Source organism: Sphingomonas sp. GW821-FHT10C01 (assembly GCF_059415525.1).
In genome coordinates, this window is sequence record NZ_JBWKNK010000001.1 from 2,225,071 (window position 1) to 2,247,268 (window position 22,198).

General features: G+C 65.6%; 19 protein-coding genes. 7 read left to right on the top strand and 12 right to left on the bottom strand.

What is annotated here, in order from left to right:
* Positions 1–38: 38 nt before the first annotated feature.
* The 5 genes from AC07M1_RS10910 to dapA form a co-directional block, all read right to left on the bottom strand.
* The gene (locus tag AC07M1_RS10910) at positions 39–2,420 is read right to left on the bottom strand and encodes a response regulator (protein WP_495162566.1); all 2,382 of its coding nucleotides are present in this window, start codon (positions 2,418–2,420) and stop codon (positions 39–41) included.
* Between the two features lie 67 nt (positions 2,421–2,487).
* Positions 2,488–4,551, bottom strand: a complete 2,064-nt coding sequence (locus AC07M1_RS10915; RefSeq protein WP_495162567.1) for a M13 family metallopeptidase — start codon at positions 4,549–4,551, stop codon at positions 2,488–2,490.
* Between the two features lie 77 nt (positions 4,552–4,628).
* Positions 4,629–5,141 carry a DUF2062 domain-containing protein gene (locus tag AC07M1_RS10920; protein ID WP_495162846.1) on the bottom strand — a complete coding sequence of 171 codons (513 nt, stop codon included), beginning with the start codon at positions 5,139–5,141 and terminating at the stop codon, positions 4,629–4,631.
* Positions 5,142–5,184: 43 nt separating this feature from the next.
* On the bottom strand, positions 5,185–5,667 hold the full coding sequence (gene smpB, locus AC07M1_RS10925) for an SsrA-binding protein SmpB (protein ID WP_495162568.1): 483 nt from the start codon (positions 5,665–5,667) through the stop codon (positions 5,185–5,187).
* Between the two features lie 49 nt (positions 5,668–5,716).
* On the bottom strand, positions 5,717–6,598 hold the full coding sequence (gene dapA / locus AC07M1_RS10930) for a 4-hydroxy-tetrahydrodipicolinate synthase (RefSeq protein ID WP_495162847.1): 882 nt from the start codon (positions 6,596–6,598) through the stop codon (positions 5,717–5,719).
* A gap of 70 nt (positions 6,599–6,668) precedes the next feature.
* Here dapA and AC07M1_RS10935 point away from each other — a divergent pair, with 70 nt between their 5' ends.
* The 4 genes from AC07M1_RS10935 to AC07M1_RS10950 all read left to right on the top strand — a co-directional run bounded on the left by AC07M1_RS10935 (position 6,669) and on the right by AC07M1_RS10950 (position 11,835).
* On the top strand, positions 6,669–8,681 hold the full coding sequence (locus AC07M1_RS10935) for a lytic transglycosylase domain-containing protein (protein WP_495162569.1): 2,013 nt from the start codon (positions 6,669–6,671) through the stop codon (positions 8,679–8,681).
* A 1-nt stretch (position 8,682) separates the two neighbouring features.
* Positions 8,683–9,096 (top strand): GNAT family acetyltransferase, encoded by a 414-nt coding sequence (locus AC07M1_RS10940; RefSeq protein ID WP_495162570.1) that lies wholly within the window; start codon positions 8,683–8,685, stop codon positions 9,094–9,096.
* 2 nt (positions 9,097–9,098) lie between these two features.
* Positions 9,099–9,578: a GreA/GreB family elongation factor gene (locus tag AC07M1_RS10945; protein ID WP_495162848.1), complete on the top strand. Its 480-nt coding sequence runs from the start codon at positions 9,099–9,101 to the stop codon at positions 9,576–9,578.
* A gap of 112 nt (positions 9,579–9,690) precedes the next feature.
* Complete coding sequence (locus AC07M1_RS10950) at positions 9,691–11,835, top strand: TonB-dependent siderophore receptor (protein WP_495162571.1); 2,145 nt, start codon at positions 9,691–9,693, stop codon at positions 11,833–11,835.
* Positions 11,836–11,841: 6 nt separating this feature from the next.
* Here the strand turns inward: AC07M1_RS10950 and AC07M1_RS10955 are convergent, their stop codons facing one another.
* Positions 11,842–12,285, bottom strand: coding sequence for a helix-turn-helix domain-containing protein (locus tag AC07M1_RS10955; protein ID WP_495162572.1), 444 nt, complete (start codon positions 12,283–12,285; stop codon positions 11,842–11,844).
* An 81-nt stretch (positions 12,286–12,366) separates the two neighbouring features.
* On the opposite strand from AC07M1_RS10955, the gene AC07M1_RS10960 reads away from it, so the two are divergent.
* Positions 12,367–13,107 (top strand): hypothetical protein, encoded by a 741-nt coding sequence (locus AC07M1_RS10960; RefSeq protein WP_495162573.1) that lies wholly within the window; start codon positions 12,367–12,369, stop codon positions 13,105–13,107.
* Here AC07M1_RS10960 and AC07M1_RS10965 read toward each other — a convergent pair.
* The 4 genes from AC07M1_RS10965 to aspS are packed head-to-tail and all read right to left on the bottom strand — an operon-like array spanning position 13,037 to position 17,958.
* The gene (locus tag AC07M1_RS10965) at positions 13,037–13,681 is read right to left on the bottom strand and encodes a hypothetical protein (RefSeq protein ID WP_495162574.1); all 645 of its coding nucleotides are present in this window, start codon (positions 13,679–13,681) and stop codon (positions 13,037–13,039) included. The two genes, AC07M1_RS10960 and AC07M1_RS10965, sit on opposite strands and share 71 nt — an antisense overlap.
* Complete coding sequence (locus AC07M1_RS10970) at positions 13,681–14,691, bottom strand: 2-hydroxyacid dehydrogenase (protein WP_495162575.1); 1,011 nt, start codon at positions 14,689–14,691, stop codon at positions 13,681–13,683. Before AC07M1_RS10970 ends, AC07M1_RS10965 begins: the two co-directional genes overlap by 1 nt.
* 27 nt (positions 14,692–14,718) lie before the next feature.
* Positions 14,719–16,110, bottom strand: a complete 1,392-nt coding sequence (locus AC07M1_RS10975) for an L-serine ammonia-lyase (RefSeq protein WP_495162576.1) — start codon at positions 16,108–16,110, stop codon at positions 14,719–14,721.
* Positions 16,111–16,161: 51 nt separating this feature from the next.
* Entirely contained in the window at positions 16,162–17,958 is a 1,797-nt protein-coding gene (aspS, locus tag AC07M1_RS10980; RefSeq protein ID WP_495162577.1) for an aspartate--tRNA ligase, read from the bottom strand.
* 127 nt (positions 17,959–18,085) lie between these two features.
* Between aspS and rnd the strand changes: the two genes are divergently transcribed.
* On the top strand, positions 18,086–19,264 hold the full coding sequence (rnd, locus tag AC07M1_RS10985) for a ribonuclease D (RefSeq protein WP_495162578.1): 1,179 nt from the start codon (positions 18,086–18,088) through the stop codon (positions 19,262–19,264).
* 11 nt (positions 19,265–19,275) lie between these two features.
* Positions 19,276–19,557, top strand: coding sequence for an I78 family peptidase inhibitor (locus tag AC07M1_RS10990; RefSeq protein WP_495162579.1), 282 nt, complete (start codon positions 19,276–19,278; stop codon positions 19,555–19,557).
* Between the two features lie 3 nt (positions 19,558–19,560).
* On the opposite strand, the gene AC07M1_RS10995 is transcribed toward AC07M1_RS10990, so the two are convergent.
* Entirely contained in the window at positions 19,561–20,631 is a 1,071-nt protein-coding gene (locus AC07M1_RS10995) for a serine hydrolase domain-containing protein (RefSeq protein ID WP_495162580.1), read from the bottom strand.
* A 70-nt stretch (positions 20,632–20,701) separates the two neighbouring features.
* Positions 20,702–22,198 (bottom strand): Ppx/GppA phosphatase family protein, encoded by a 1,497-nt coding sequence (locus AC07M1_RS11000; protein WP_495162581.1) that lies wholly within the window; start codon positions 22,196–22,198, stop codon positions 20,702–20,704.

A 22,198-nucleotide genomic window follows, 5' to 3' on the forward strand; every position in this document is an offset into this window, starting at 1 on the left:
TGGTGATCTAGCTGAGAAAATTGATCCTCACCAAACTCTTATTTCGCGGTCAGCGCGGCGCGGGCGGCTTCCGCGAGTTGCTGGACCGAAAAGGGCTTGGGCAGGAAGGCGACATTGTCGAGATCGATCGACTTGCGCAGCTGCTCCTCGGCATAGCCCGACATGAAGATGATCTTGAGGTCGGGATAGCGTTTGCGGGCGTGGCGGACCATCGTCGGACCATCCATCGTCGGCATCACCACGTCCGAGATCAGAAGGTCCGGTTTGGCGCTGGTCTGGAGCAATTCCAGCGCCGCCTCGCCATTCTCGGCGGTCAGCACGGTATAGCCCTGGCGCGCGAGGGCACGTTCGGCGACGGCGCGGACCATCGCCTCATCCTCGACCAGCAGCACGGTGCCTGTGCCCCACAAATCGCCCTGCACCGGCTTGGCGACCGGCGCCTTGGCCGCCGCGTCACCGGCTGAGTCGACGGGAAGATAGATGGTGAAGACCGCGCCCTTGCCCTTGGGGCTCTCGGCGAAGATGAATCCGCCCGACTGTTTGATGATGCCGTAGACGGTGGAGAGACCCAAGCCGGTCCCCTTCCCCACTTCCTTGGTGGTGAAGAACGGCTCCCAGATATGCGCGAGCACCTCGCCCGAAATGCCGGTGCCGGTGTCGGAGATGCGCAGCGCGGTATAGTCGCCGACGGGCAACACATCCTCGTCCATCGCCCGTACTTCATGCGCGGGCACGCCGAAGGTCTCGATCGTGAGGGTGCCGCCGCCGCTGGGGTTCTTCGCCAGCATCGCATCGCGCGCGTTGACGGCAAGGTTGACGACCACCTGCTCGAGCTGCCCCGGATCGGCGCGAACAGGCCCCAGGTTGCGGCCATGGTTGACCACCAGCTCGACCGTCTCGCCGAGCAGGCGCTTGAGCAGGTTCGACACTTCCGAGATCACGTCCGGCAGCTGAAGCACCTGCGGCCGCAGCGTCTGCTGGCGCGAGAAGGCGAGCAGCTGGCGCGTCAGTGCGGCGGCACGGTTGGAGTTGATCAGGATCTGCTGAATGTCGTCATAGTCGCTGTCGCCCGGCGCGTGACGCATCAGCATCAGGTCGCAATGGCCGATCACCGCGGTCAGAATGTTGTTGAAGTCATGCGCGACACCGCCGGCGAGCTGGCCGACCGCCTGCATCTTGGTCGCCTGTGCCACCTGGCGCTTGAGCCGTCCTTCCTCGCCCGCGTCGCGCAGGCTGATCAGCACGGCCGCCTCACCCAGGCCGCGCGCGGCGGCGATCGAGATGGCGACGCCCTCGTCCGGCGCCTCGGCGAAGCGCACCGTCATATCCACCGAATGCGCCGCGCCGCTGGCGAAGCGACGGATCGCATCGGCGAGCGCGGCCTTGTCCTCCCTCACCACCAGATCGCCCGGATAGACGGGCGGATTGGCCTGGTTGACATGCGCGGCGCGAACAAAGGCGTCGTTCATATGCACGAAGCGCCCGTCCCCGCCGATCAAGGCAATGCCCGAGGGAAGCAGTGAAATCAGCGAGCGGACATGGGCGCCTGCGGTATCGCCGATCGCCGGCTGCGGGATCGCCAGCTCGTCATCAAGAAGCGCCACCAGCATCGGCGCATTGTCGCCGTCGAGGAACGGAATCTCCAGCACGCGCAGCGGCGTGCCCGACAGGCCCTCGCGCTCGAACCGGACGATGCCGAGATTATCGGTGATCAGGAAGCGGGTGAAGTCGCGCCCCTCGATCATCGCGTTCTCGTCGCCCATCGCGCGCTGGCGGACCACGCGGTTGGCGGCACGGACGCGCCCGTCGGCGCCCAGCAATGTCATCATGATCCCGGCGCTGCCAAGACGATCGCCCGAATGCCCCGCGACCAGTGCCTGCGCCTGCTTGGCGAGATCGACCACATCGGTGCCGGCGAAGCGCCACACCAGCATCGAATCGCCGACGCGGGTGATATGCGCCGTCAGCTTGGTCCCCGCGGCGTCGAACGCCCCGCTCGACGCCTGCCCGTCGCGCCATGCGGTACGCCCGGCTGTGCCGAGCTGCGCCGAGACCCATTCGCCCGGCACCACGCCCGGTGGTGCCGGATAGGTCGGGAAGAAGGCACCGAAACGCTCATTGGCGCAGACCAGGCGACCCGCGCGATCGGTCACCGCCAGCGCGTCGCTGCTCATCGACGCGAGCGTGTGCGCAACCGACCAGTCGATCGCGGGCTCATCCTCCTTCGCCGCCGGCCACAGCCTTGCGGCGAGATACACCACGCCCGCCACCGCGAGGGATGCGGCGAGGAATCCGACCGCGACCATGATCGAGCCGGTCAGGAACAGCACGATGCCCGCCGCCGCCGTCCCGGCCGCGATCGCGATGATCAGCGGTGCGGCAACGGAGCGAGGATCATCGGCGAAAGGTGCGGAGGCCATCGCCTCCTTTCCCGCCCCCCCGCGCTCCGGTCAAGCGTTCAGCGCCAGCCGGAGTCGCAGGGTGCGCTTACCAGATGCGGACGCGTTTCGCCGGAGCGAGGTAGAGCTTCTGCCCTTCCTTCGCGCCGAACGCGCCGTACCAGGGGTCGAGGTTGCGGACGACCCAGGCGCGCTGGATCGACGGGCTGTGCGGATCGGTCAGCAGACGCGCGCGCAGATTCGCCTCGCGATAGTTACGGCGCCAGACCTGGGCCCAGCCCAGGTAGAAGCGCTGGTCGGCGGTGAAGCCGTCGAGGACCGGCGCCTTCTTGCCGCCCAGCGAATGCTTGTAGGCGTCATAGGCGATGGTCAGGCCGGCAAGGTCGCCGATATTCTCGCCCAGCGTGAACTCGCCCTTCACATGCTCGCCCGGCAGCGCCTCATAGGCGTCATACTGGGCGACCAGCGCCTTGCTCGCCGCCTCGAACGCCTTGGTGTCGGCCGGGGTCCACCAGTCGGACAGCTCGCCCTTCTCGTTATACTTGGCGCCCTGATCGTCGAAGTGATGGCTGATCTCATGCCCGATCACCGCGCCGATGCCGCCATAGTTGACCGCAGGGTCGGCCTTGGGATCGAAGAAAGGTGGCTGCAGGATCGCGGCCGGGAACACCACTTCCATCATGCCGAAATTGGCATAGGCGTTGATGGTCTGGGGCAGCATTCCCCATTCCCACTTGCGCACCGGCCCGCCCAGCTTGTCGATCATGTATTGATAGTCGAACTGGTTGGAGCGCACGGCGTTGCCGAACAGGTCGTCGCTCTTGATCTCAAGACCCGCATAGCTGCGCCAGCGGTCGGGATAGCCGACCTTGACGGTGAAGTTCTTGAGCTTCGCCTTGGCGCGCGCCTTGGTCTTGGGCTGCATCCATTCGAGCGCATCGATCCGCCGGCCCATGGCGTCGAGCACGTTGGCGACCAGCTTGTTCATCTCCGCCTTGTACTCGGGCGGGAAATAGCGTGCGGCGTAGATCTTGCCGACTTCCTCGCCCAGCGTGCCCTCGGTGAAGCTGACGGCGCGCTTCCAGCGGATCTCACGCTGGGGCGTGCCTTGCAGTGTGGTGCCGTAGAAGGCGAAATTCTGGTCCGCGATTGCGTCGGGCAGGTAGTTGGCAAGGCCGGTCAGGCTGTTCAGCAGCATCTGATCCTTGAGTACGCCGAGCGGCGCCTTGTCGAGGATATCGGCGGTGCCCTTGATCGCGCTCGGCTGGCCGATCAGCACATCGGTGATCTTCGGGCTGATCGCCTTCAGCATCACGGGCATGTCCAGCGTCGGGGTCGCGAACTGCGCGGTCTGGGCCAGCGTGAACTTGTTGTACGCCTTGACCGAATCCGACGCATCCTCGCGGGTCCACTGGACCTTCGCGATCTGGGTCTCCAGTTCCATCACCGCCTTGGCGCGCGCCTCGGCATTGTCTTCACCCGCCAGCGTCAGCATCTTGGCGAGATGCGCGACATAGGCGGTACGGATCGCCGCCATCTTGGGATTGTCGAGCAGGTACATGTCACGATCGGGCAGACCGGTGCCGCCCTGGTAGATGGTGAAGATGTAGCTCTCCGGGTGCTTGTCGTCCTGGCCGACATATCCGCCGAACGGGCCGCTGATGCCCATCTTCGCCGCTTCGACCACTAGCGCCGAATAGCCGGCCTTGCTGTCGATCGCCTTGACCTTGTTCAGCCAGGGCTGGATCGGCGCGAGGCCGCGATACTCGACGGTCGAGGTATCCAGATAGCTGGTATAGGCGCGGCCGATCGCGCTGTTCGCATCGCCCTTCACCGCATCCAGGATCTCGCGCACGCGCTGCTTCGACAAGTCGTCGAGCACGGTGAACATGCCATAGTTGGACTTGTCGGCCGGGATCGCGGTCGCCTTGGCCCATGCACCGTTGGCGAAGCCGTAGAAATCGTCGCCGGGCGCGACGGTCTTGTCCATGCCCTTCTCGTCGAAGCCGAAGGTGCCGAGCTGCGGCTTGGAGCCGGTTTCAGCGGCGGGGGCAGGTGCGGGCGCGGTAGGCTCGCGCGCGGTCAGCGCCGTCGACGCCCCCACGATGGCGGTGCCGGCGAGAAGGATCGAGGTAACGAAAAGACGCATCATCCACCTATGGACAGGAGTCGGGATGCGCGTGTCTTACGCCGATGATACGGCGGATCAAGTCTCGGATGTTACCGGGATCAATTGCCGGCGGCGCGTTCCTTCTTCCGCTTGCGCCATTTGTTCGCGATCCACAGCCGCCAGCCCACCGCGCTGATGATATAGCCCAGGATCGACGAGATGATCGTGATCGTCACCAGCCCGGTGATCAGCGCCGGTCCCGCTTCGGACCACAGCCAGTTGAGCCAGCTGTCGTTCGCGACATGGGTCGCGATCGGCTGGCCGGGCACGGTCGCGTCGAAATGCAGGATCTTGCGCCCGACCCAATAAGCGAATGCCCAGAGCGGCGGGGTTGTGAAGGGGTTGGTCAGGAAGGTCGTCAGCGACGCTACCGGGATGTTCGCCCGGAACGGCAGCGCGAGCAGCGCGGAGAAGAAGATCTGCGCGACCGGGATCATGATCCCCGTCACCATCCCCAGCGCGACACCGCGCGGCACCGACCGGCGGGTGAAGCGCCACAGCTCCGGCGCCAGCACGCGATGCGCCACGGGGCGCAGGAAGCGGTTCGCCTCCAGGCTCTCGCGGGTCGGCATGTTGCGATCCGCCCATGCCCGCGCCCGGTCCCAGAAGGTCCGCTTAGCCACGGTCGCGGAGGATCCTTCCCTGCTCACGCTTCCAATCCCGCTCCTTGATCGACTCGCGCTTGTCGTGAGTCTTCTTGCCCTTCGCCAGCGCCAGCTCCACCTTCGCGCGACCGCGCGAGTTGAAGTAGATCGACAGCGGCACCAGGGTCATCCCCTCGCGCGCCACCGCGCCGTGCAGCTTTTCTATCTGCCGCAGATGAAGGAGCAATTTACGGGGGCGCTTCGGCTCGTGGTTGAAGCGGTTGCCGTGGCTGAATTCGGGAATATTGGCATTGACCAGCCAGGCCTGTTCGTTGCGGATCTCGGCATAGCTCTCCGCGATCGACCCCTCACCAAAGCGCAGCGACTTCACCTCGGTGCCCTGAAGCGCGATGCCGGCTTCAAAGGTGTCCTCGATGAAATACTCGAAGCGCGCCTTCCGGTTCTCGGCGACGATCTTCTTCTTGTCGAATTCGGTGGGACGCGGGCGGGCCATAAGGACGGGCGATGTAGGCCCGCGCGACGCGGAAGGGAAGCCGCGAGCGTCAGATAATCCCGGCGGCCTGCATCGCCGCATCGACCGCGGCCTTGCTCGCCTCGGACGGCTCAACCATCGGCAGTCGCAGCTCGGCCGAAATCTCCGGCCGCAGCTTGTTGACGGCGTACTTGACCGGACCCGGCGAAGCGTCGGTGAACAGCGCCAGATGCAGCGCGAACAGCCGGTCGTGCAGCGCCAGCGCCACCACGGTGTTGCCCTCGGCCCAGGCCGCCTGGAACTGCGCGCACAGCTTGGGCGCGACATTGGCGGCGACCGAGATGCACCCCACCCCGCCCATTGCATTGAACGCCAGCGCGGTTTCATCATTGCCCGAAAGCTGCGCAAAGCCTGACCGCAGCGCCGCGCGATGCTTCGAGACGCGCGCCAGGTCTCCGGTGGCGTCCTTGATCGCGACGAACTTGCCGGGGAAGGCCTCGACGATGCGGATCACCGTCTCGGGCTGTATATCCGTCACCGTGCGGCCGGGCACGTTATAGAGAATGATCGGCAGCTCGCATTCGGCCGCGACCGCCTCGAAATGGCGGAAGATGCCTTCCTGGCTCGGACGGTTGTAATAGGGCGGCACCATCAGCACCGCGTCGGCGCCGGCTTCCTTCGCCGCCTTGACGTTGCCGATCGCGACGCGGGTATCGTTCGATCCGGTGCCGGCGATCACCGGGACGCGGCCGCGCACCTGATCGGCGCAGACGCGGACCACTTCGAAATGCTCGTCCTTGCTCAGCGTCGCGGCCTCGCCGGTGGTGCCCACGGGGACCAGCGCGGACGATCCCTCGGCGATCTGCCATTCGACGAAGTCACGGAAGACACCCTCGGCAAAGTCGCCGTTATGGAAGGGCGTGATGAGCGCTGGGATCGAACCGGTGAACATATGCGCCAAAAAGCCCCAATTTTCCGAATTTCGGGGTGGCCAATAGGCGTCGGTTGCGTATCATGTCCAGATGCTTGCCTCTTTGTTCAGGAGCGGGCTTCTGCTCGCCGGCGTATCGGGTGTCGCGGTCTCTTCTCAGGTCGTGCAGGATGGAGCGGAACGCGCGCGCGGTCAGCTTGCGGCGTTGACCGCAACGCCACAGGACTATCCTGCTCCGGCCAGTTCGGGGCTTCAGTATAATCTCGACCAGTGGAAGCGGCTGCAGCAGTCGGATCGCTGGCCGTTCACCGACTATGCCAACTTCATGCTCGCGCATCCCGGCTGGCCGGGTGAGACCAGCCGTCGCGCCGCGGCGGAGACCTCGCTGACTTCGGGTACGGAGGCACCGTCGCTCGTCATCCGCTTCTTTGAGCGGTTTCCTCCCGCCACCGCCGCCGGGCGCGTCCGCTATGCCGAGGCGCTCGCCGCCACGGGTCGCCGAGCCGAGGCGAACGAGCAGGCCCGCCGTGCCTGGCGCAATGGCGCGCTCCGCCCCACCGACGAAAGCGCGATCCTGTCCGGCTTCCCCGGCGCGCTGACACCGGCCGATCACGATGCGCGGATGGACGCTTTGCTCTGGCAGGATGGCCGCACCGCCGCCGCGCGGCAGATCGCCTATACCTCGCCGCAGAACCGTTCGTTGTTCGACGCGCGCCTGTCGATGCGGAGCAGCTGGCCCGACGCGCAGGACAAGGCCGCCGCGGCCGAGGCCCTTGGCGCACGCGACCCCGGCTTCATCGCCGATCGCGCCATGTGGTACCGCAACAACGGCGCCAGCGGATCGGCGCGCTCATACCTCGCCCGCCAGCGCAGCCTCGCGACGCAGCCCGGCAATGTCGAGAAATGGTACGAGGTCCTGCTCGTCAACGCCCGTGCCGCCGAGAGCGACGGTCAATACTCACTCGCCTACTCCATCGCCTCACAGGTCGACGACGCGTTGGCGCCGGGCGCCGATGTCGCGGCGATGAGCCTGGGCATCCGTGACGATTACACCAGCCTGGTCTGGCTGGCGGGCAATGTCGCGATGCAGAAGCTGCGCCGCCCCGCCGATGCGGTGATGATGTTCGACCGCTATTCGCGCGGCAGCCGCACCCCGACGACCCAGTCAAAGGGGCTCTACTGGGCCGGTCGCGCCGCCGAGGCTGCGGGGCAACAGGCCGCGGCGCAGGGCTATTACGAACGCGCCGCAGCCTTCTCCGACCTCTATTATGGCCAGCTCGCGGCCGAGCGCGTGAACCGTGCGCTCAAGGCCCCACCCGCTTTCGACGGCACCCGCACCTCGTCGAGCGCGCGCACCGCCTTCTACAATCGCGAGGTGGTTCAGGCCGCGCGGCTGCTCGGCACGCTCGGACGCTGGCAGGATCAGAGCCTGTTCCTGCGCCAGATCGCCGCCGACGCGAGCAGCGCCGAGGATCACGTCCTGGCCAGCGAGCTGTCGCGCAGTATCGGCCGCCCTGACCTTGGCGTGATGGTCGGGCGCAGTGCGCTGTTGAACGGCCTCAGCGACTATACCGTCGCTGGCTATCCGTCGGTGCGTGTCCCGTCGGGCGAGGAAGGCTATTTCACGATCATCCACGCCATCGCGCGGCAGGAGAGCCAGTTCGACAAGGCCGCCGTCAGCCATGCCGGCGCGCGCGGGCTGATGCAGCTGATGCCCGGGACCGCGCGCGAGACCGCCGGCAAGCTCGGCCTTGGCTACAACATGTCCTCACTCACCGTGGACACGGATTACAACATCCGCCTCGGCTCGAGCTATTTCCAGCGCATGCTGAGCTATTATGGCGGCAGCTACCCGCTGGCGGTCGCCGCCTATAATGCCGGCCCCGGCAATGTGAACAAATGGCTGCGTGCCTATGGCGATCCGCGCACCGGCGGCATCGAGGTGATCGATTGGGTCGAGGCGATTCCGATTTTCGAGACCAAGAACTACGTCCAGCGCGTGCTCGAGAATGCCGTGGTCTACGACCTGCTGCACCCGAACTACGCCCGATCGCGCGGCCCGGCGCATCTGAGCTGGTACCTCGGCAAGAACCGCCCCGGCTGACGTGATCGAGGTTCTTTCGTACAACGAAGCACAGTTCGGGGAAGTCGATGCACTGTGGCGCACCGTCTTCCCCGAAGACCCGCCGCACAGCCACGCCGCCGCCGCCATTCCGCAGAAGCTGGCGGTCCAGCGCGAGCTGTTCCTGGTCGCCGTCGAAGACGGCCGCGTGCTCGGCACGGTCCTGGCCGGCTATGACGGACATCGTGGCTGGCTCTACAAGCTCGCCGTGCACCCCAATGCCCGGCATTGCGGAATCGGGACGAATCTGGTCCGCGCCGCGGAAGGGAAGCTCGCTGCAAAGGGCTGTACCAAGCTCAATCTTCAGGTACGCAGCGGCAATGACGAGGCCGCCCGCTTCTGGGCGCGCATGGGTTATGGCGAGGAGCCGATCATCAGCATGGGCCGCCTTCTGTGAGTATCGATCGTCCCAACTACATCACGCTGGCAGGCTATTCGGCGCTCAAGGCCGAATATGACGCGCTGTTCGGCGGCGAGCGCCCCAAGCTGGTCGAAACCATCGCTTGGGCCGCCGGAAACGGAGATCGTTCCGAGAATGGCGATTACATCTACGGCCGCAAGCGGCTGCGCGAGATCGACCGGCGCCTGGGCTGGCTGTCGAAGCGGATGAAGGCAGCGAAGGTGGTCGATCCTGCTCGCCAGGAAGATCGCAGCCGCATCTGGTTCGGCGCCACCGCCACGATCGCCGACGAGGACGACAAGCACCGCACCCTCACCTTCGTCGGTGATGACGAGGCGGACGCCGGCAAGGGACTGGTCGGCTGGAACGCCCCCCTCGCCCGCGCACTTCGCGGCGCCGCGATCGGCGATCTGCGACGCGTGATGCTGCCCGCCGGCGAGAAGGAATTTGAAGTGATGGAAATCAGCTACCCGGGCTGAGTTCATTGCAATTAAGATTGACTCGCAATAGCGATCATGCTCAGGGCACGCGCAACGCGCTGCCCGCCCCTGTCGGGCGCCTCAACGGCGGCGCGCAGTACAGGGGGTTTCCATGAAGATGACCTACGGCTTGTTGGCCACCGCCGCATTGGCGCTGATCCTGCCCACGACCGCGCTCGCGGCGCATGAGGAGCCGCCGGTGGACGAGGAACAGAAGTCCGACGAGATTGTCGTCTATGGCCGCGGCGAGCAGAAGAACACGCTCGCTACCGGGCTCGACCTGTCCCCACGCCAGACGCCGCAGTCGATCAGCGTCATCACACGCGAGCAGCTTGAGGATCAGGCAGCAGCGAACGTCGGCGAAGCGCTCGGCTACACCACGGGCATCTCGGTCAAGGCGGTCGATCGCGGCCGCAACACGCTGGCGGCGCGTGGCTTCGACATCACCAACTATCAGATCGACGGTGCGCCCTTCGTCACAGGCAATATCGGGCTGGAGAAGAACAGCAGCGCGACGTTCGAACGGATCGAGGTGATCCGCGGCGCCAACGGACTGATGCAGGGCTCGGGCGAGCCCTCGGCGACGATCAATCTGGTCCGCAAGCACGCCACCTCGCGCCAGTTGACCGGCACGCTGGAACTTGAGGGCGGATCGTGGAACCGCTTTGCCGCGACCGGCGACATCACCGTGCCCATCACCGCCGACGGATCGGTGCGCGGCCGGTTCGTCGCGCAATATTACCGGCAGGATTCGTTCGTCGATATCGAGAGGTCGAAGGGGTATCTGTTCTATGGCGTGATCGACGCCGATCTCGGCGCGAACACCCGTCTCAGCATCGGCGCGAGCTATCAGCGCGACGAGCGCGATGGCACGCTCTGGGGCCAGCTGCCCTATTGGTACGCCGACGGCACGCGCACCAACTGGCCACGCTCCAAGACCACTGGCGCGGGCTGGAACCTGTGGGACACGACCGAGAAGACCGCGTTCCTGACCGTCGAACAGCGCCTCGGCAGCAACTGGTCGCTGCGCGCCGACGTCGCCTATCATGAGCAGTTCGAGGATTCGAAGCTTCTGTGGACCGGGGGCTATCCCGATCGCGTCACCGGCATCGGCATGACCGCCGAGGGCTATTGGTACGAAACGCGCCCCAAGCAATGGAACGTCAGCGCTTCGGCACGCGGCAACTTCAATCTGCTCGGCCGCGAGCACGAACTGATCGTCGGCGGCAATTATCGCCATCTGAGCGGCGGCTGGACCAATCGCGATCCCGATCCCGCCACGATGGCACCGATCGGCAATTTCAACCTGTGGGACGGCAGCAAGCACGCCGAGCCGGTCTGGGGCAGCCGCTATCGGATGAGCGGCTTCGGCACGACCGAGCAATATGCATTTTACGGCGCCGTCCGCCTCCAGTTGCTCGACCCGCTCAAGCTGATCGCCGGTGCGCGGGTCAGCTGGTGGGAGCGCAACGAGGAAGTCGCGCTGTACACGCCGACCGCCTACACCATCAGCCACAGGGGCCGCGTGACGCCCTATGCCGGCCTGGTGTTCGACGTGACCGGCAACATCTCCGCCTATGCGAGCTTCACCAGCATCTTCAATCCGCAGGACAGCAAGGACCGCAACGGCAACTATCTGCCCCCGGTCGTCGGCAACAGCTACGAAGCGGGCCTGAAGAGCGAATGGATGAACGGACGTCTGCGCGCCTCCGCCGCCATCTTCCGGATCGAGCAGGACAATTTCGCGGTGGTTGACGAAGGGTTCTTCGTCCCCGGCACCACCAACCCCGCCATGCGTCCCGCGCGCGGCACCGTTTCCGAAGGCTATGAAGCCGAGCTCGCGGGCAAGATCCTCTCCGGCTGGGACCTCAGCCTGGGGTGGAGCGCCTTCCGTGCCAAGGACGCGAATGGCGAACACGTACAGCAGCATCACCCCCGCCGCATCCTGCGCCTGTCCACGCGCTACGACTTCAGCGGCATGCTCGACGGGTTCAGCATCGGTGGTTCGGCTCGGTGGGAGAGCGAGCCGCCCAAGACCGGCATCAATCCAGCCACCAAGCTGCGTGAGAATGTCGGACAGCCGGCCTATCTGCTGGTCAACGCGATGGCGCGCTACAAGCTGAACGACAATGTCTCGCTCCAGCTCAACGTCAATAACCTGTTCGACAAGCGCTACTTCAACAACAATCTCTGGTTTGCCGGCTATGTCTATGGCGAACCGCGCAATGTCCGCGCAACGCTGCGCCTCGGCTTCTGATCCGGCCTACCGGGCGTCGCGCTGGCGCCCGGTGGCCTTAAACGTCGCAGGGCTTTGCCCCGTCCACCGCTTGAACGCGCGGGAGAAGGCCGCGGGATCGGAGAAGCCGAGCCGGTAGGCCACGTCCTTCACGGCAAGCTTCCCGCCTCGCATCAACTTGAGCGCAAGCCGGTGCCGGACCCCGTCGAGCACCTGTTCGAACGTGACCTCTTCAGCCTTCAGGCGGCGATAGAGCGTCTGGCGGCTGCATCCCATCGCGCTCGCCACGCGGTCGATCCGCGCTCCACCCGATGCCAGCAGCGGTTCGATATGCCGTTCGACCTCTCGGCGCACGCTGAACTTGCCCACGCGGTACCTGCGCATTTCACGCGCGATCTCCCCCGCGATGAAGCGTAGCGCCCCCACCGCCTTCGACCGTCTGGACCCCTCGTCCGTGTTACCTTCGATCATGTCTTTGATCCCCCCGATCATGGGCGGAAGTGTACTATTAAAATAATACGCCCTTGCAAATCGAACGCAAGGGAGGCGCGCATGAACGCATTCATGCTGGTGCATATCATCGGGGGAAGCATCGCTCTGTTGTCGGGAGCCGCGGCACTGGCCGTCCGGAAAGGGGGCCGCTGGCACGCTCGCGCCGGCACCGCCTTCTTCGCCTCCATGCTCGTCATGGGGGCCACCGGTGCCGTGATCGCCGCGCTCAAGCCCGAACGCGGAACCGCGCTTGTGGGGACTTTCACCTGCTATCTCGTGGCGACGGCGTGGATGGCCGCGCGGCGACGAGACGGCAGGCCGACGAAAGCCGACCGGGTTGCGCTGGCGATCGCGATCGGCTGCGCGACCGGCCAACTGTTCCTTGGGTTCACCGGGTTCAATGACCCCGATGGCAAGGTCGACAGCTTGCCGTGGCAGGTCCACTTCGTCTTCGGCGCCCTTGCCCTGCTCGCGGTCGCGCTCGACCTTAATTTCCTGCGCAAGGGGCAGTTGTCGGGCGTCCAGCGCATCGGCCGGCATCTGTGGCGCATGTCGACCGCGATGCTGATCGCCACCTCGTCGTTCTTCAACGGGCAGAGGGACGAGTTTCCGAAGGCGTGGCAGGGTTTCTACCTGTGGGACGCGTTGCCGCTGCTGGTACTCGCGGTGATGTTCTTCTGGATCTTCCGGGTCCGCTTCAGCACCGCTTTCCGCAAATGGCCGCCGCGGGTCAGCCCGCCAGCTTCTTCCCCGCCGCCTTCCAGCGATCGCTGTTCGTCAGCGCGGACGCTTCGATCTTAAGCTTCGCGCAGCCCGGCAGCCCACGGATGATCCCCCGCAGATTATCGGCCAGTACCGGCGGCATCCACGGATTGAGCACGAGCCGGGTGATCGAACCGAGATCGATCGTGATCGGCGATGAAAAGGCCGGCGCCTCCAGGTATGTCGCCACGATCCGCCATTCGCGCTCGTCGCTATACCCCTCGCGCTTCACGAACGGCAGCCGATGCGCGTCCTCGGGCGTCAGTGCTTCGAGCTGTCTGATCTGAAGATAGTCGACTGGCCCGGAAATGACCCCGGGATGGGCGGCCACAGCGGTTTCAAGCGCCGCCTTCTCGAACTCGATGCACACACCCTCCATCCCCTGGGTGAACACGCGCCAGTGATGATAGGTCTCGCTCGCCATCGCACAGCACAGCGCCAGCACCGACTTGGCATCGGCATGGGCGCGATACAGCTCCATGAACTCGACATCGTTGGTGTCGTCCCATTTGGACGGGCTGAGCAGCACCAATCGTTGGTGCACCAGCGTGTCGAGCGCGCTGGACAGCGTGGTGTAGCGCCGAACGAACTTGTTGAGAGTCCGCGTCGCCATCAGGCCGCCACCCGCTCGATCCCGACGCGGTTGACCAGCGGCCGCCCCGCCTCCGCATCGGCAATGCTCGCCAGCGTCGTCTCCGCGATTGCGGTCAGCGCCTCCTCGGTCAGGAACGCCTGATGCCCGGTGACGAGCACGTTGGGAAAGGTTAGTAGCCGCTGGAATACGTCGTCGCCGACGATCTCGTTCGACAGATCCTCGAAGAACAGATCGGCCTCCTGCTCATAGACGTCCAGTGCCACGCCGCCGATCTTGCGCGACTTGAGGCCCTCGATCAGCGCCGCAGTGTCGATCAGCGCGCCGCGGCTGGTGTTGACGATCAACAACCCCTCCCGTGCTCGCTCGATCGCCGTGGCATCGATCAGGTGGCGCGTCTCCGGCGTCAGCGGACAATGGAGCGTGATGACCTCCGCTTCCGCCAACAGGGTCGCGCGCGAGACGTAACGTACCCCGACCGCCTCAAGCGCCGGGTCGGTCACCACATCGCTCGCCAGCACTTCGCACCCAAAGCCGGCGCGCAAGCTCTTCGCGACCAGCGCCCCGATCTTGCCGGTGCCAACCACACCCACGGTCCGGCCATGCAGGTTGCGGCCGATCAGGCCATCCAGCGCAAAGTTGTTGTCGCGTACCCGTGACCAGGCGCGCGGGATATGACGATCGACCGCCAGCATCAGGCCAATGGTGAATTCCGCCACCGCATGCGGCGAGTAAGCAGGAACGCGCACCACATCGATCCCGAGCCGGTTAGCCGACCCCAAATCGACATTGTTGAACCCGGCGCAGCGAAGCGCGACGTGCCGCACGCCCAGCTCCGCCAGCGTTTCCAGCACCCCAGCATCGACGCAGTCGTTGACGAACACGCACACCGCCCCGCATCCGACGGCGAGCGGCGCGGTCGAAATGTCCAGCCGCGGCTCGAGGAACAGCAGTTCATGGCCGTGGACCGCGTTCGCCTCGCTCAGGAAGCGCCGGTCATATCCCTTGGTCCCGAACACCGCGACGCGCATGGCTGCTCCCTTTGGCCAAGGCCCAGATCAGCACGCGACGACGTTGACCGCCAGCCCGCCCTGAGCGGTTTCCTTGTATTTCGACCGCATATCCTCGCCGGTCTGGCGCATCGTCTCGATCACCGCGTCGAGGCTGACGACATGGCTGCCATCACCGTGCATCGCGAGATAGGCGGCGTTGATCGCCTTGATCGCGCCCATCGTGTTGCGCTCGATACACGGGATCTGGACGAGGCCACCGATCGGATCGCAGGTCAGGCCCAGATTGTGCTCCATGCCGATCTCGGCGGCATTCTCGATCTGGGCATTGGTCGCCCCAAGCGCCGCCGCCAGCCCCGCCGCAGCCATCGAGCAGGCAACACCAACCTCGCCCTGGCAGCCCATCTCGGCGGCCGAGATCGAAGCGCGCTTCTTGTAGAGGAAGCCGATCGCTGCGGTCGTCAGCAGAAAGGTTCGCGCGCCCGCCGGTGTGGGGCTGGCGCAGAATGTTTCGTAGTAGCGCAGCACCGCCGGAATCACGCCGGCTGCGCCATTGGTCGGCGCGGTGACGACGCGGCCGCCCGCGGCGTTTTCCTCGTTCACCGCCAGCGCCCACAGGCTCACCCAATCGAACACCAAGGACGGATCGGATCGCGGTCCACGCGCGACCAGCTTGTTGTGCAGGTCGCGGGCACGGCGCTTGACCTTGAGGCCGCCGGGCAGTTCACCTTCACCGCGCATCCCCCGCTCGATGCAGGCAGACATCGCCGCGCGTAGCGAATCGAGGAAGGCATCGGTCTCGGTATCGTCACGCCACGCGGCCTCATTGGCGCGGACGATATCGGCGATCGTCACGCCCTTCTCCTCCGCCACCGCCAGCAGCTCTGCACCCGAGGAGAAGTTCATCGGCAGCGTTACGTTCGAGCGCGGCGCCTCGCACCCGCCCTCGACGACCGCGCCGCCGCCGATCGAGTACCAGAAGGTCTCGTACGGCTCGCCATCGGGATAGTGCGCGACGAAGCGCATGCCGTTGGGATGCGCGGGCAGGAACCGATCGGAGCGGAAGATCAGGTGCCTGCCCTCGACGAAGGGCACTGTCACCTGCCCACCCAGCGACAGGCGCTGCTCGGACTGGATCGTCGCGACGATGCTCGCCACCGCGTCGGGGTCGACGCTCTCGGGCTGATGCCCGGCCAGGCCCAGGATCACCGCTGTATCGGTGGCGTGGCCCTTGCCGGTCAGCGCCAGCGACCCGAACAGTTCGCATGAGACCGACACCGGGATACCGCGATCCAGCGCAGCCTCGGAAAAGGCGCAGGCCGCGCGCATCGGTCCGACGGTGTGCGAACTCGACGGTCCGATACCGATGGTGAACAGATCGGCCAAGCCGATCGTCGCCTCAACGCGCTGCCGCGCCGCCATTCCCGAACCGTCCAGCATCAAATCCCTCCAACGGGCGGCGTTTGTTCGCCTGCCCTTACGTCAGAGGCCTTATTCGGTCGGCGCGACGCCCGGCGCAAGCCGGATGTGCAGTTCCTTGAGCTGCTTGTCGCTGACGAAGGACGGAGCCTGCATCATCAGGTCCTCGGCCTTCTGGTTCATCGGGAAGACGATGACCTCGCGGATGTTGGGCTGGTCGGCCAGCAGCATCACGATACGGTCGACTCCCGGCGCCGATCCGCCGTGCGGCGGCGCGCCGAACTTGAACGCGTTGATCATGCCCGCGAAGTTGGTGTCCACATCCTGCTGGCTGTACCCGGCGATCTCGAACGCCTTGTACATGATCTCAGGGCGGTGGTTCCGGATCGCGCCGGACGACAGCTCGATGCCGTTGCAGACGATGTCATACTGCCAGGCAAGGATGTCGAGCGGGTCCTTGGTCTCCAGCGCTTCCAACTCGCCCTGCGGCATGCTGAACGGGTTGTGGCTGAAATCGATCTTCTTGGCGTCCTCGTCATATTCGAACATCGGGAAGTCGACGATCCAGCAGAATTCGAAGCGGCTCTTGTCGATCAGCTCGAGCTGTTCTGCGACGCGGGTACGGGCGAGGCCGGCGAGCTTCGCCGCCTGGGCTTCCTTGCCGGCGGCAAAGAAGATGCCGTCGTCCGGGCCAAGGCCCAGTTCGTCGGCCAGCGCCGACATCTTGTCCTCGCCATGGTTCTTGGCGATCGGGCCACCCCATTCGCCGCCCTTGCGCGTCGCATAGCCAAGGCCGGCAAAGCCTTCGGCCTGCGCCCAGCTATTCATGTCGTCGAAGAACTTGCGGCTCTTCTCGGCGGTGCCCGGTGCCGGGATCGCACGGACCACGTCCCCGGCTTCAACGATCGAGGCGAAGCGGCCGAAGCCCGAGCCTTCGAAATGCGCGCTCACGTCCGAAATCAGGATCGGGTTGCGCAGGTCGGGCTTGTCGTTGCCGTATTTCAGCATCGATTCGCGGTAGGGGATGCGCTTGAACGGCAGCGGGCTGACGGTGCGGCCCTTGCCCTGCCAGTTGGCGAATTCCTCGAACACGCCGTGCAGCACCGGCTCAATCGCCGCGAACACGTCATCCTGCGTGACGTAGCTCATCTCGAAGTCGAGCTGGTAGAACTCACCCGGAGAACGGTCGGCGCGCGCATCCTCGTCGCGAAAGCAGGGCGCGATCTGGAAATAGCGGTCGAAACCCGCGACCATCAGCAGCTGCTTGAACATCTGCGGCGCCTGCGGGAGCGCGTAGAACTTGCCCGGATGCACGCGGCTGGCGACCAGATAGTCGCGCGCGCCCTCCGGCGACGACGCGGTCAGGATCGGCGTCTGGAACTCGGTAAAGCCCTGGTCGATCATCCGGCGGCGCAGGCTGGCGATGACATGGCTGCGCAGCATGATGTTGGCGTGCAGCCCTTCGCGGCGCAGGTCGAGGAAGCGGTTGCGGAGGCGGATTTCCTCCGGATATTCCGCATCGCCGAACACCGGCATCGGTAGCTCCTGCGCGGCCGACTGGACGGTGACGCCCTTGGCGAACACCTCGATCTCGCCGGTCGACAGGTTCGGGTTCACCGTCGCGTCCGACCGCGCCTTCACCACGCCGTCGATCGTCACGACCGATTCGACGCGCAGTCCTTCCAGCACAGGAAGCGCCGGCGAGTCGCTGTCGGCGACGATCTGGGTCACGCCATAATGGTCGCGCAGATCGACGAACAGCACGCCCCCATGGTCGCGCTTGCGGTGGATCCAGCCCGAAAGGCGGACGGTTTCACCGACCTGTGCTGCGGTCAGCTGGCCGCAATTGTGCGAACGATAGGCGTGCATTTCTTCGATCTCTCGGTTTTCGTCCGCGCATGCGGACAGTCCGCGATTGCGGATTGTTTCCAAGGTGGGGCGCTTCTCCTTCACACAGCCCTTTGTCAACCCGCTCGCGCGCGTCTATGGGCCTGCGATGCATATTCACGGCCTGATCGAAGACTCGGCAACTCTCGCCAATCTCTGCACCCGCCTCGCGCAGCAACCGTTCATCACGGTCGATACCGAGTTCATGCGGGAAAACACCTTCTGGCCTGAGCTTTGCCTCATCCAGATCGCCGACACCAACGAAGCGGCGGCGATCGATCCGATGGCGCCCGGGCTCGACATGACGCCGCTGCTCGACCTGCTGGTCAATAACGAGGACGTGCTCAAGGTCTTCCACGCCGGCGGCCAGGACCTCGAGATCGTCTACAACCTCACCGGCAAGACCCCGCACCCGCTGTTCGATACCCAGATCGCGGCGATGGCACTCGGCCAGGGCGAGCAGATCGGCTATTCCAACCTGGTCGAAACCTATCTCGGCATCACCGTCGACAAGGGCGCGCGCTTCACCGACTGGTCGCGGCGACCGCTCGACAAGCGCCAGATCGACTACGCCATCGCCGACGTGACCCACCTGTCCGAAATCTTCCCCAAGATGCTGGAAAAGCTGCGCAAGACCGGCCGTGGCGGCTGGCTGGACGAAGAGATGGAGCGGATCGCCGACCCGGAGAACTACCGCAACGACCCCGATCAGGCGTGGCAGCGCATCCGCATCTCAAGCCGCAAGGCCGAAGTGCTGGGCCGCCTCAAGGCGCTGGCGGCGTGGCGCGAGAAGGAAGCGCAGGGGAAGAATTTGCCTCGCGGTCGTATCGTGAAGGATGAAACGATCGCCGATCTCGCCGCCAACCCGCCGCGCAAGCAAGCCGACCTGACCCGCGTCCGCGGGCTGTCCGCTTCATGGGGCGGCAATGATATCGGAGGACGGCTGATGGCGGCGATCGAGAATGCGACGGCGATGCCCGCATCGGAAATGCCGGCGCGTGACGACCGCAAACTCCCGCTCGGCAAGGAAGGTGCGCTGGTCGCCGATCTGCTCAAGCTGCTGCTCAAGATCCGCGCCCGCGACATCAACGTCGCCGCGCGCCTTCTCGCCCGCTCGGACGATCTCGAAGCGCTCGCCGCAGGGCAGCGCGAGGGTCTCTCGATCCTGAACGGCTGGCGGTTTGAACAGTTCGGGCGCGACGCGCTCGCGCTGGTCGAGGGGCAGTTGGGGTTCACCGTGCGAAATGGTAAGCTCAAAATGACTCGTACCGAACAGCCCCAAGACTAGGAGAACGCGTCATGATCCGCTTCACCGCCCTGCTGCTGCCCGTTGGCCTGATCGCCTGTGCGCCGATGCCGGATCCGATGCCCGGACCGATCCGCTGCAATGCCGGGATTGTGCAGGGTGCAGTCGGACGTGAAGCGCGGCCCCGCGTGATCCAGAACGTCAAGCGGCGGGCCGGCGCCCGCGATGTCCGTGTGATCCGCCCCGGCCAGGCCGTGACGATGGACTTCCGGTCGGACCGGCTCAATGTCGAGGTCGATCATCGCAACATGATCCGCCGCCTGCACTGCGGCTGAGCCTCAGCCCGTTCGCGGCGCCGCGCCGAACAGCTGGTCGGCAAACTCGTCGAGCAGCTTCTGCGACAGGCCGGTGTTGTTGAGGATCACGACGGTCGAGCGATCGTCATAGCGATGGCCCAGGACGGACCGGAAACCAGCGGTCCGTCCGGTCTGCCACGCCGCCTGTACCGGCTTGCCCGCGATCGTCATCGTCCGCACACGCCCGCCCAGCGAATAGTCCTGCTCGGGCACATGGATCGTCCGCAGCGCCGCGATCGATTCGGGCTTCAGGAAGCCGCGATCGAACACGCCATGTGCCGCGCGAACGAGATCGGCGGCGGTGCTGAAATAGCCGCCACCCGCCGCCATCACCGGCGCACGCGGATCGGGCCACAGGACCGGCGGCTCGACGGTGCGATAGGATGAGGCGGCGCCCGCTCCGTCCGTCCCGCTGTGGTTCAGCCCCAGCGGATCGAGCGTGATCGTACGCACCGCCTCTTGGAACGGCTTGCCCGTCAGCCGTTCGACGATCGCCAGCAGGATGAACCAGTTGGTCATCGCATAGTCGAACTTGCTCCCCGGCTCGAACGCGAGGTCGCCGTGACAAAAGCGGCGGAGCGACTCCGCGGTACCGAGATCCGTGGTCAGGAGCGACGGATCGAGCTTGGCCGCAGCGATGAAGCCGTTTGGAATGCCACTGGTATTGGACAACAGATGAACCAGCTTCACGCGCGCGCCGGTGTCAGCGCGAAAGTCCGGAAGCAGGGCCGCAATCGGTGTGTCCAACGTCGTCTTGCTCTGCTCGACCAGCTTGAGCAGGGTGACGCTGGTCAACCATTTGGAGATCGATGCGATCGCATAGACGCTGTCCACACTCGCCGGTCGCTTCGCCGCGATGTCGGCCATGCCGAAGGCGCGGGCATAGCGAATGCGACCCGCGTGCGCCTTGACCACGACGCCGTGGAAATTGTTGGCGTGAACAAAGGCGTCGACCAGCGGATCATCCTTACCGGTCGAAGAAAGCGCCCATGCCGGACCTAGTGCAACGCCGCCGCACAGGCAGCCAGCCAGCATGGTTCGGCGATCGAGCATGAAGCCTCCTTTAGAACGGAAGCGTTCGTTTCACCTGAGAAACATGAACCGAAAATGACGGTATGTGCGCTTAGATTTCCACGGCGGCGGTCAGCCCCAACGCCCCCGCCAGCGCGCGATGGCGCTTTTCGACCGCCTCACCATAGAGCGCGGCGTCGTCACCCTCTAGGCTCAGCGTCAATTCCTCTTCGGTTACGCCCAGCGACGAGCGCCGTAACGGCCCAGCAACACCGCCGCTCAGCCGCTGGCCCAGCCGCATGGCCAGACCCCAGAGCTTGGCATGTTCCAGATCGTCGAGACTGGCGAGCTGGCCGATCGGCGGCGGCGATTCGAACCCGCCTCCCAATGAGGTGAACAGCGCCTGCGCGAGTAAAGCCCGGCCCCGCGCGTCGATCCCGACCCAATTGCCATGAAGCGCGATCTCCAGACCGCGTTCCGCCCGGAACTCCGGGTTCGCGCGCCAGCCCACATCGGCCAGCAGGCACGCCGCATGTCGGATCCGCGCCAGATCGACGTCATCGTCGAACAGCGGTGCGATCCATGCGTCGAGCAGGTCGCCATGCTCCGGAAAACGGCCCGACCGTTGCGCCTCGTCGCGCGCGGCGACGATCAGCGGGTCTTCCTGGCGCTGATCGACCGTCAACTCGCCGTACAGCAGCCCCTCGCGCAGTCCGAAGGCGGAAGCCACCGTCTCGCGGCTGCCCAGATGCTTGATGAGCACGCCGAGCAGCGCGGCCGCGTCCTCCATCGTCGTGACACGGCCGGACGAGAGGTTGGGCACCGCGCGGATCTTGCCCTTGCCCAATTGCTGGATCGTGCGCTGGAGCCGCGTCACGGTCGCCGCCGGCATCGCATATTCGTGGATAACCGGGAGCGGATAGCCGGTCAGATGCATGTCGAGCCGCGCCAGCGCGCGCCAGGACCCACCGACCAGATAGAAGGGCAGCTCCGCCCCACGCCCTGTCCAGCCCGCCTGCTTCAACAGGTCGGCGACGGTGCGGTCGAGCGTCCCCTTCCCCTTCTCCCGGATCGCGCCGATGCGCAGCACACCCAGCGGGAAGGAAACCCGATCGGTCACCGTGCCCGCCACTACCCGCACCAGCTCCAGTGAGCCACCGCCCAGGTCGCCGACGATGCCATCCGCGTCGGGAATGCCTGAAAGCACGCCATAGCCCGCCGCCAGCGCCTCGGCCTCGCCCGAAAGCAATTCGACATCCAGCCCCAGCGACCGCGCGATCGCGATCAGCTGGCCACCGTTCGACGCCTCGCGCACCGCCGCCGTGGCGACGGTACGGATCGAATCAGCCTCCATCTCACGCGCCAGGCTCGCGAAGCGAGCGAGCGCTGTGGTCGCCATAGTCAGCGCGGCCTGATCGATCGCCCCGGTTTCGCTGAGCGAGCGGCCCAGTCCCGCCATCACCTTTTCGTTGAACAAAGTCGCGGGCAGTCGCGCCGCCCCGTCATAGACGACGAGGCGGATCGAGTTGGAGCCGATATCGATGATCGCGGTGCGCTGAGCGGATGGCACCGGCTCGGCGCGAGGTTTACGGAACAGAATGGAGGTCAC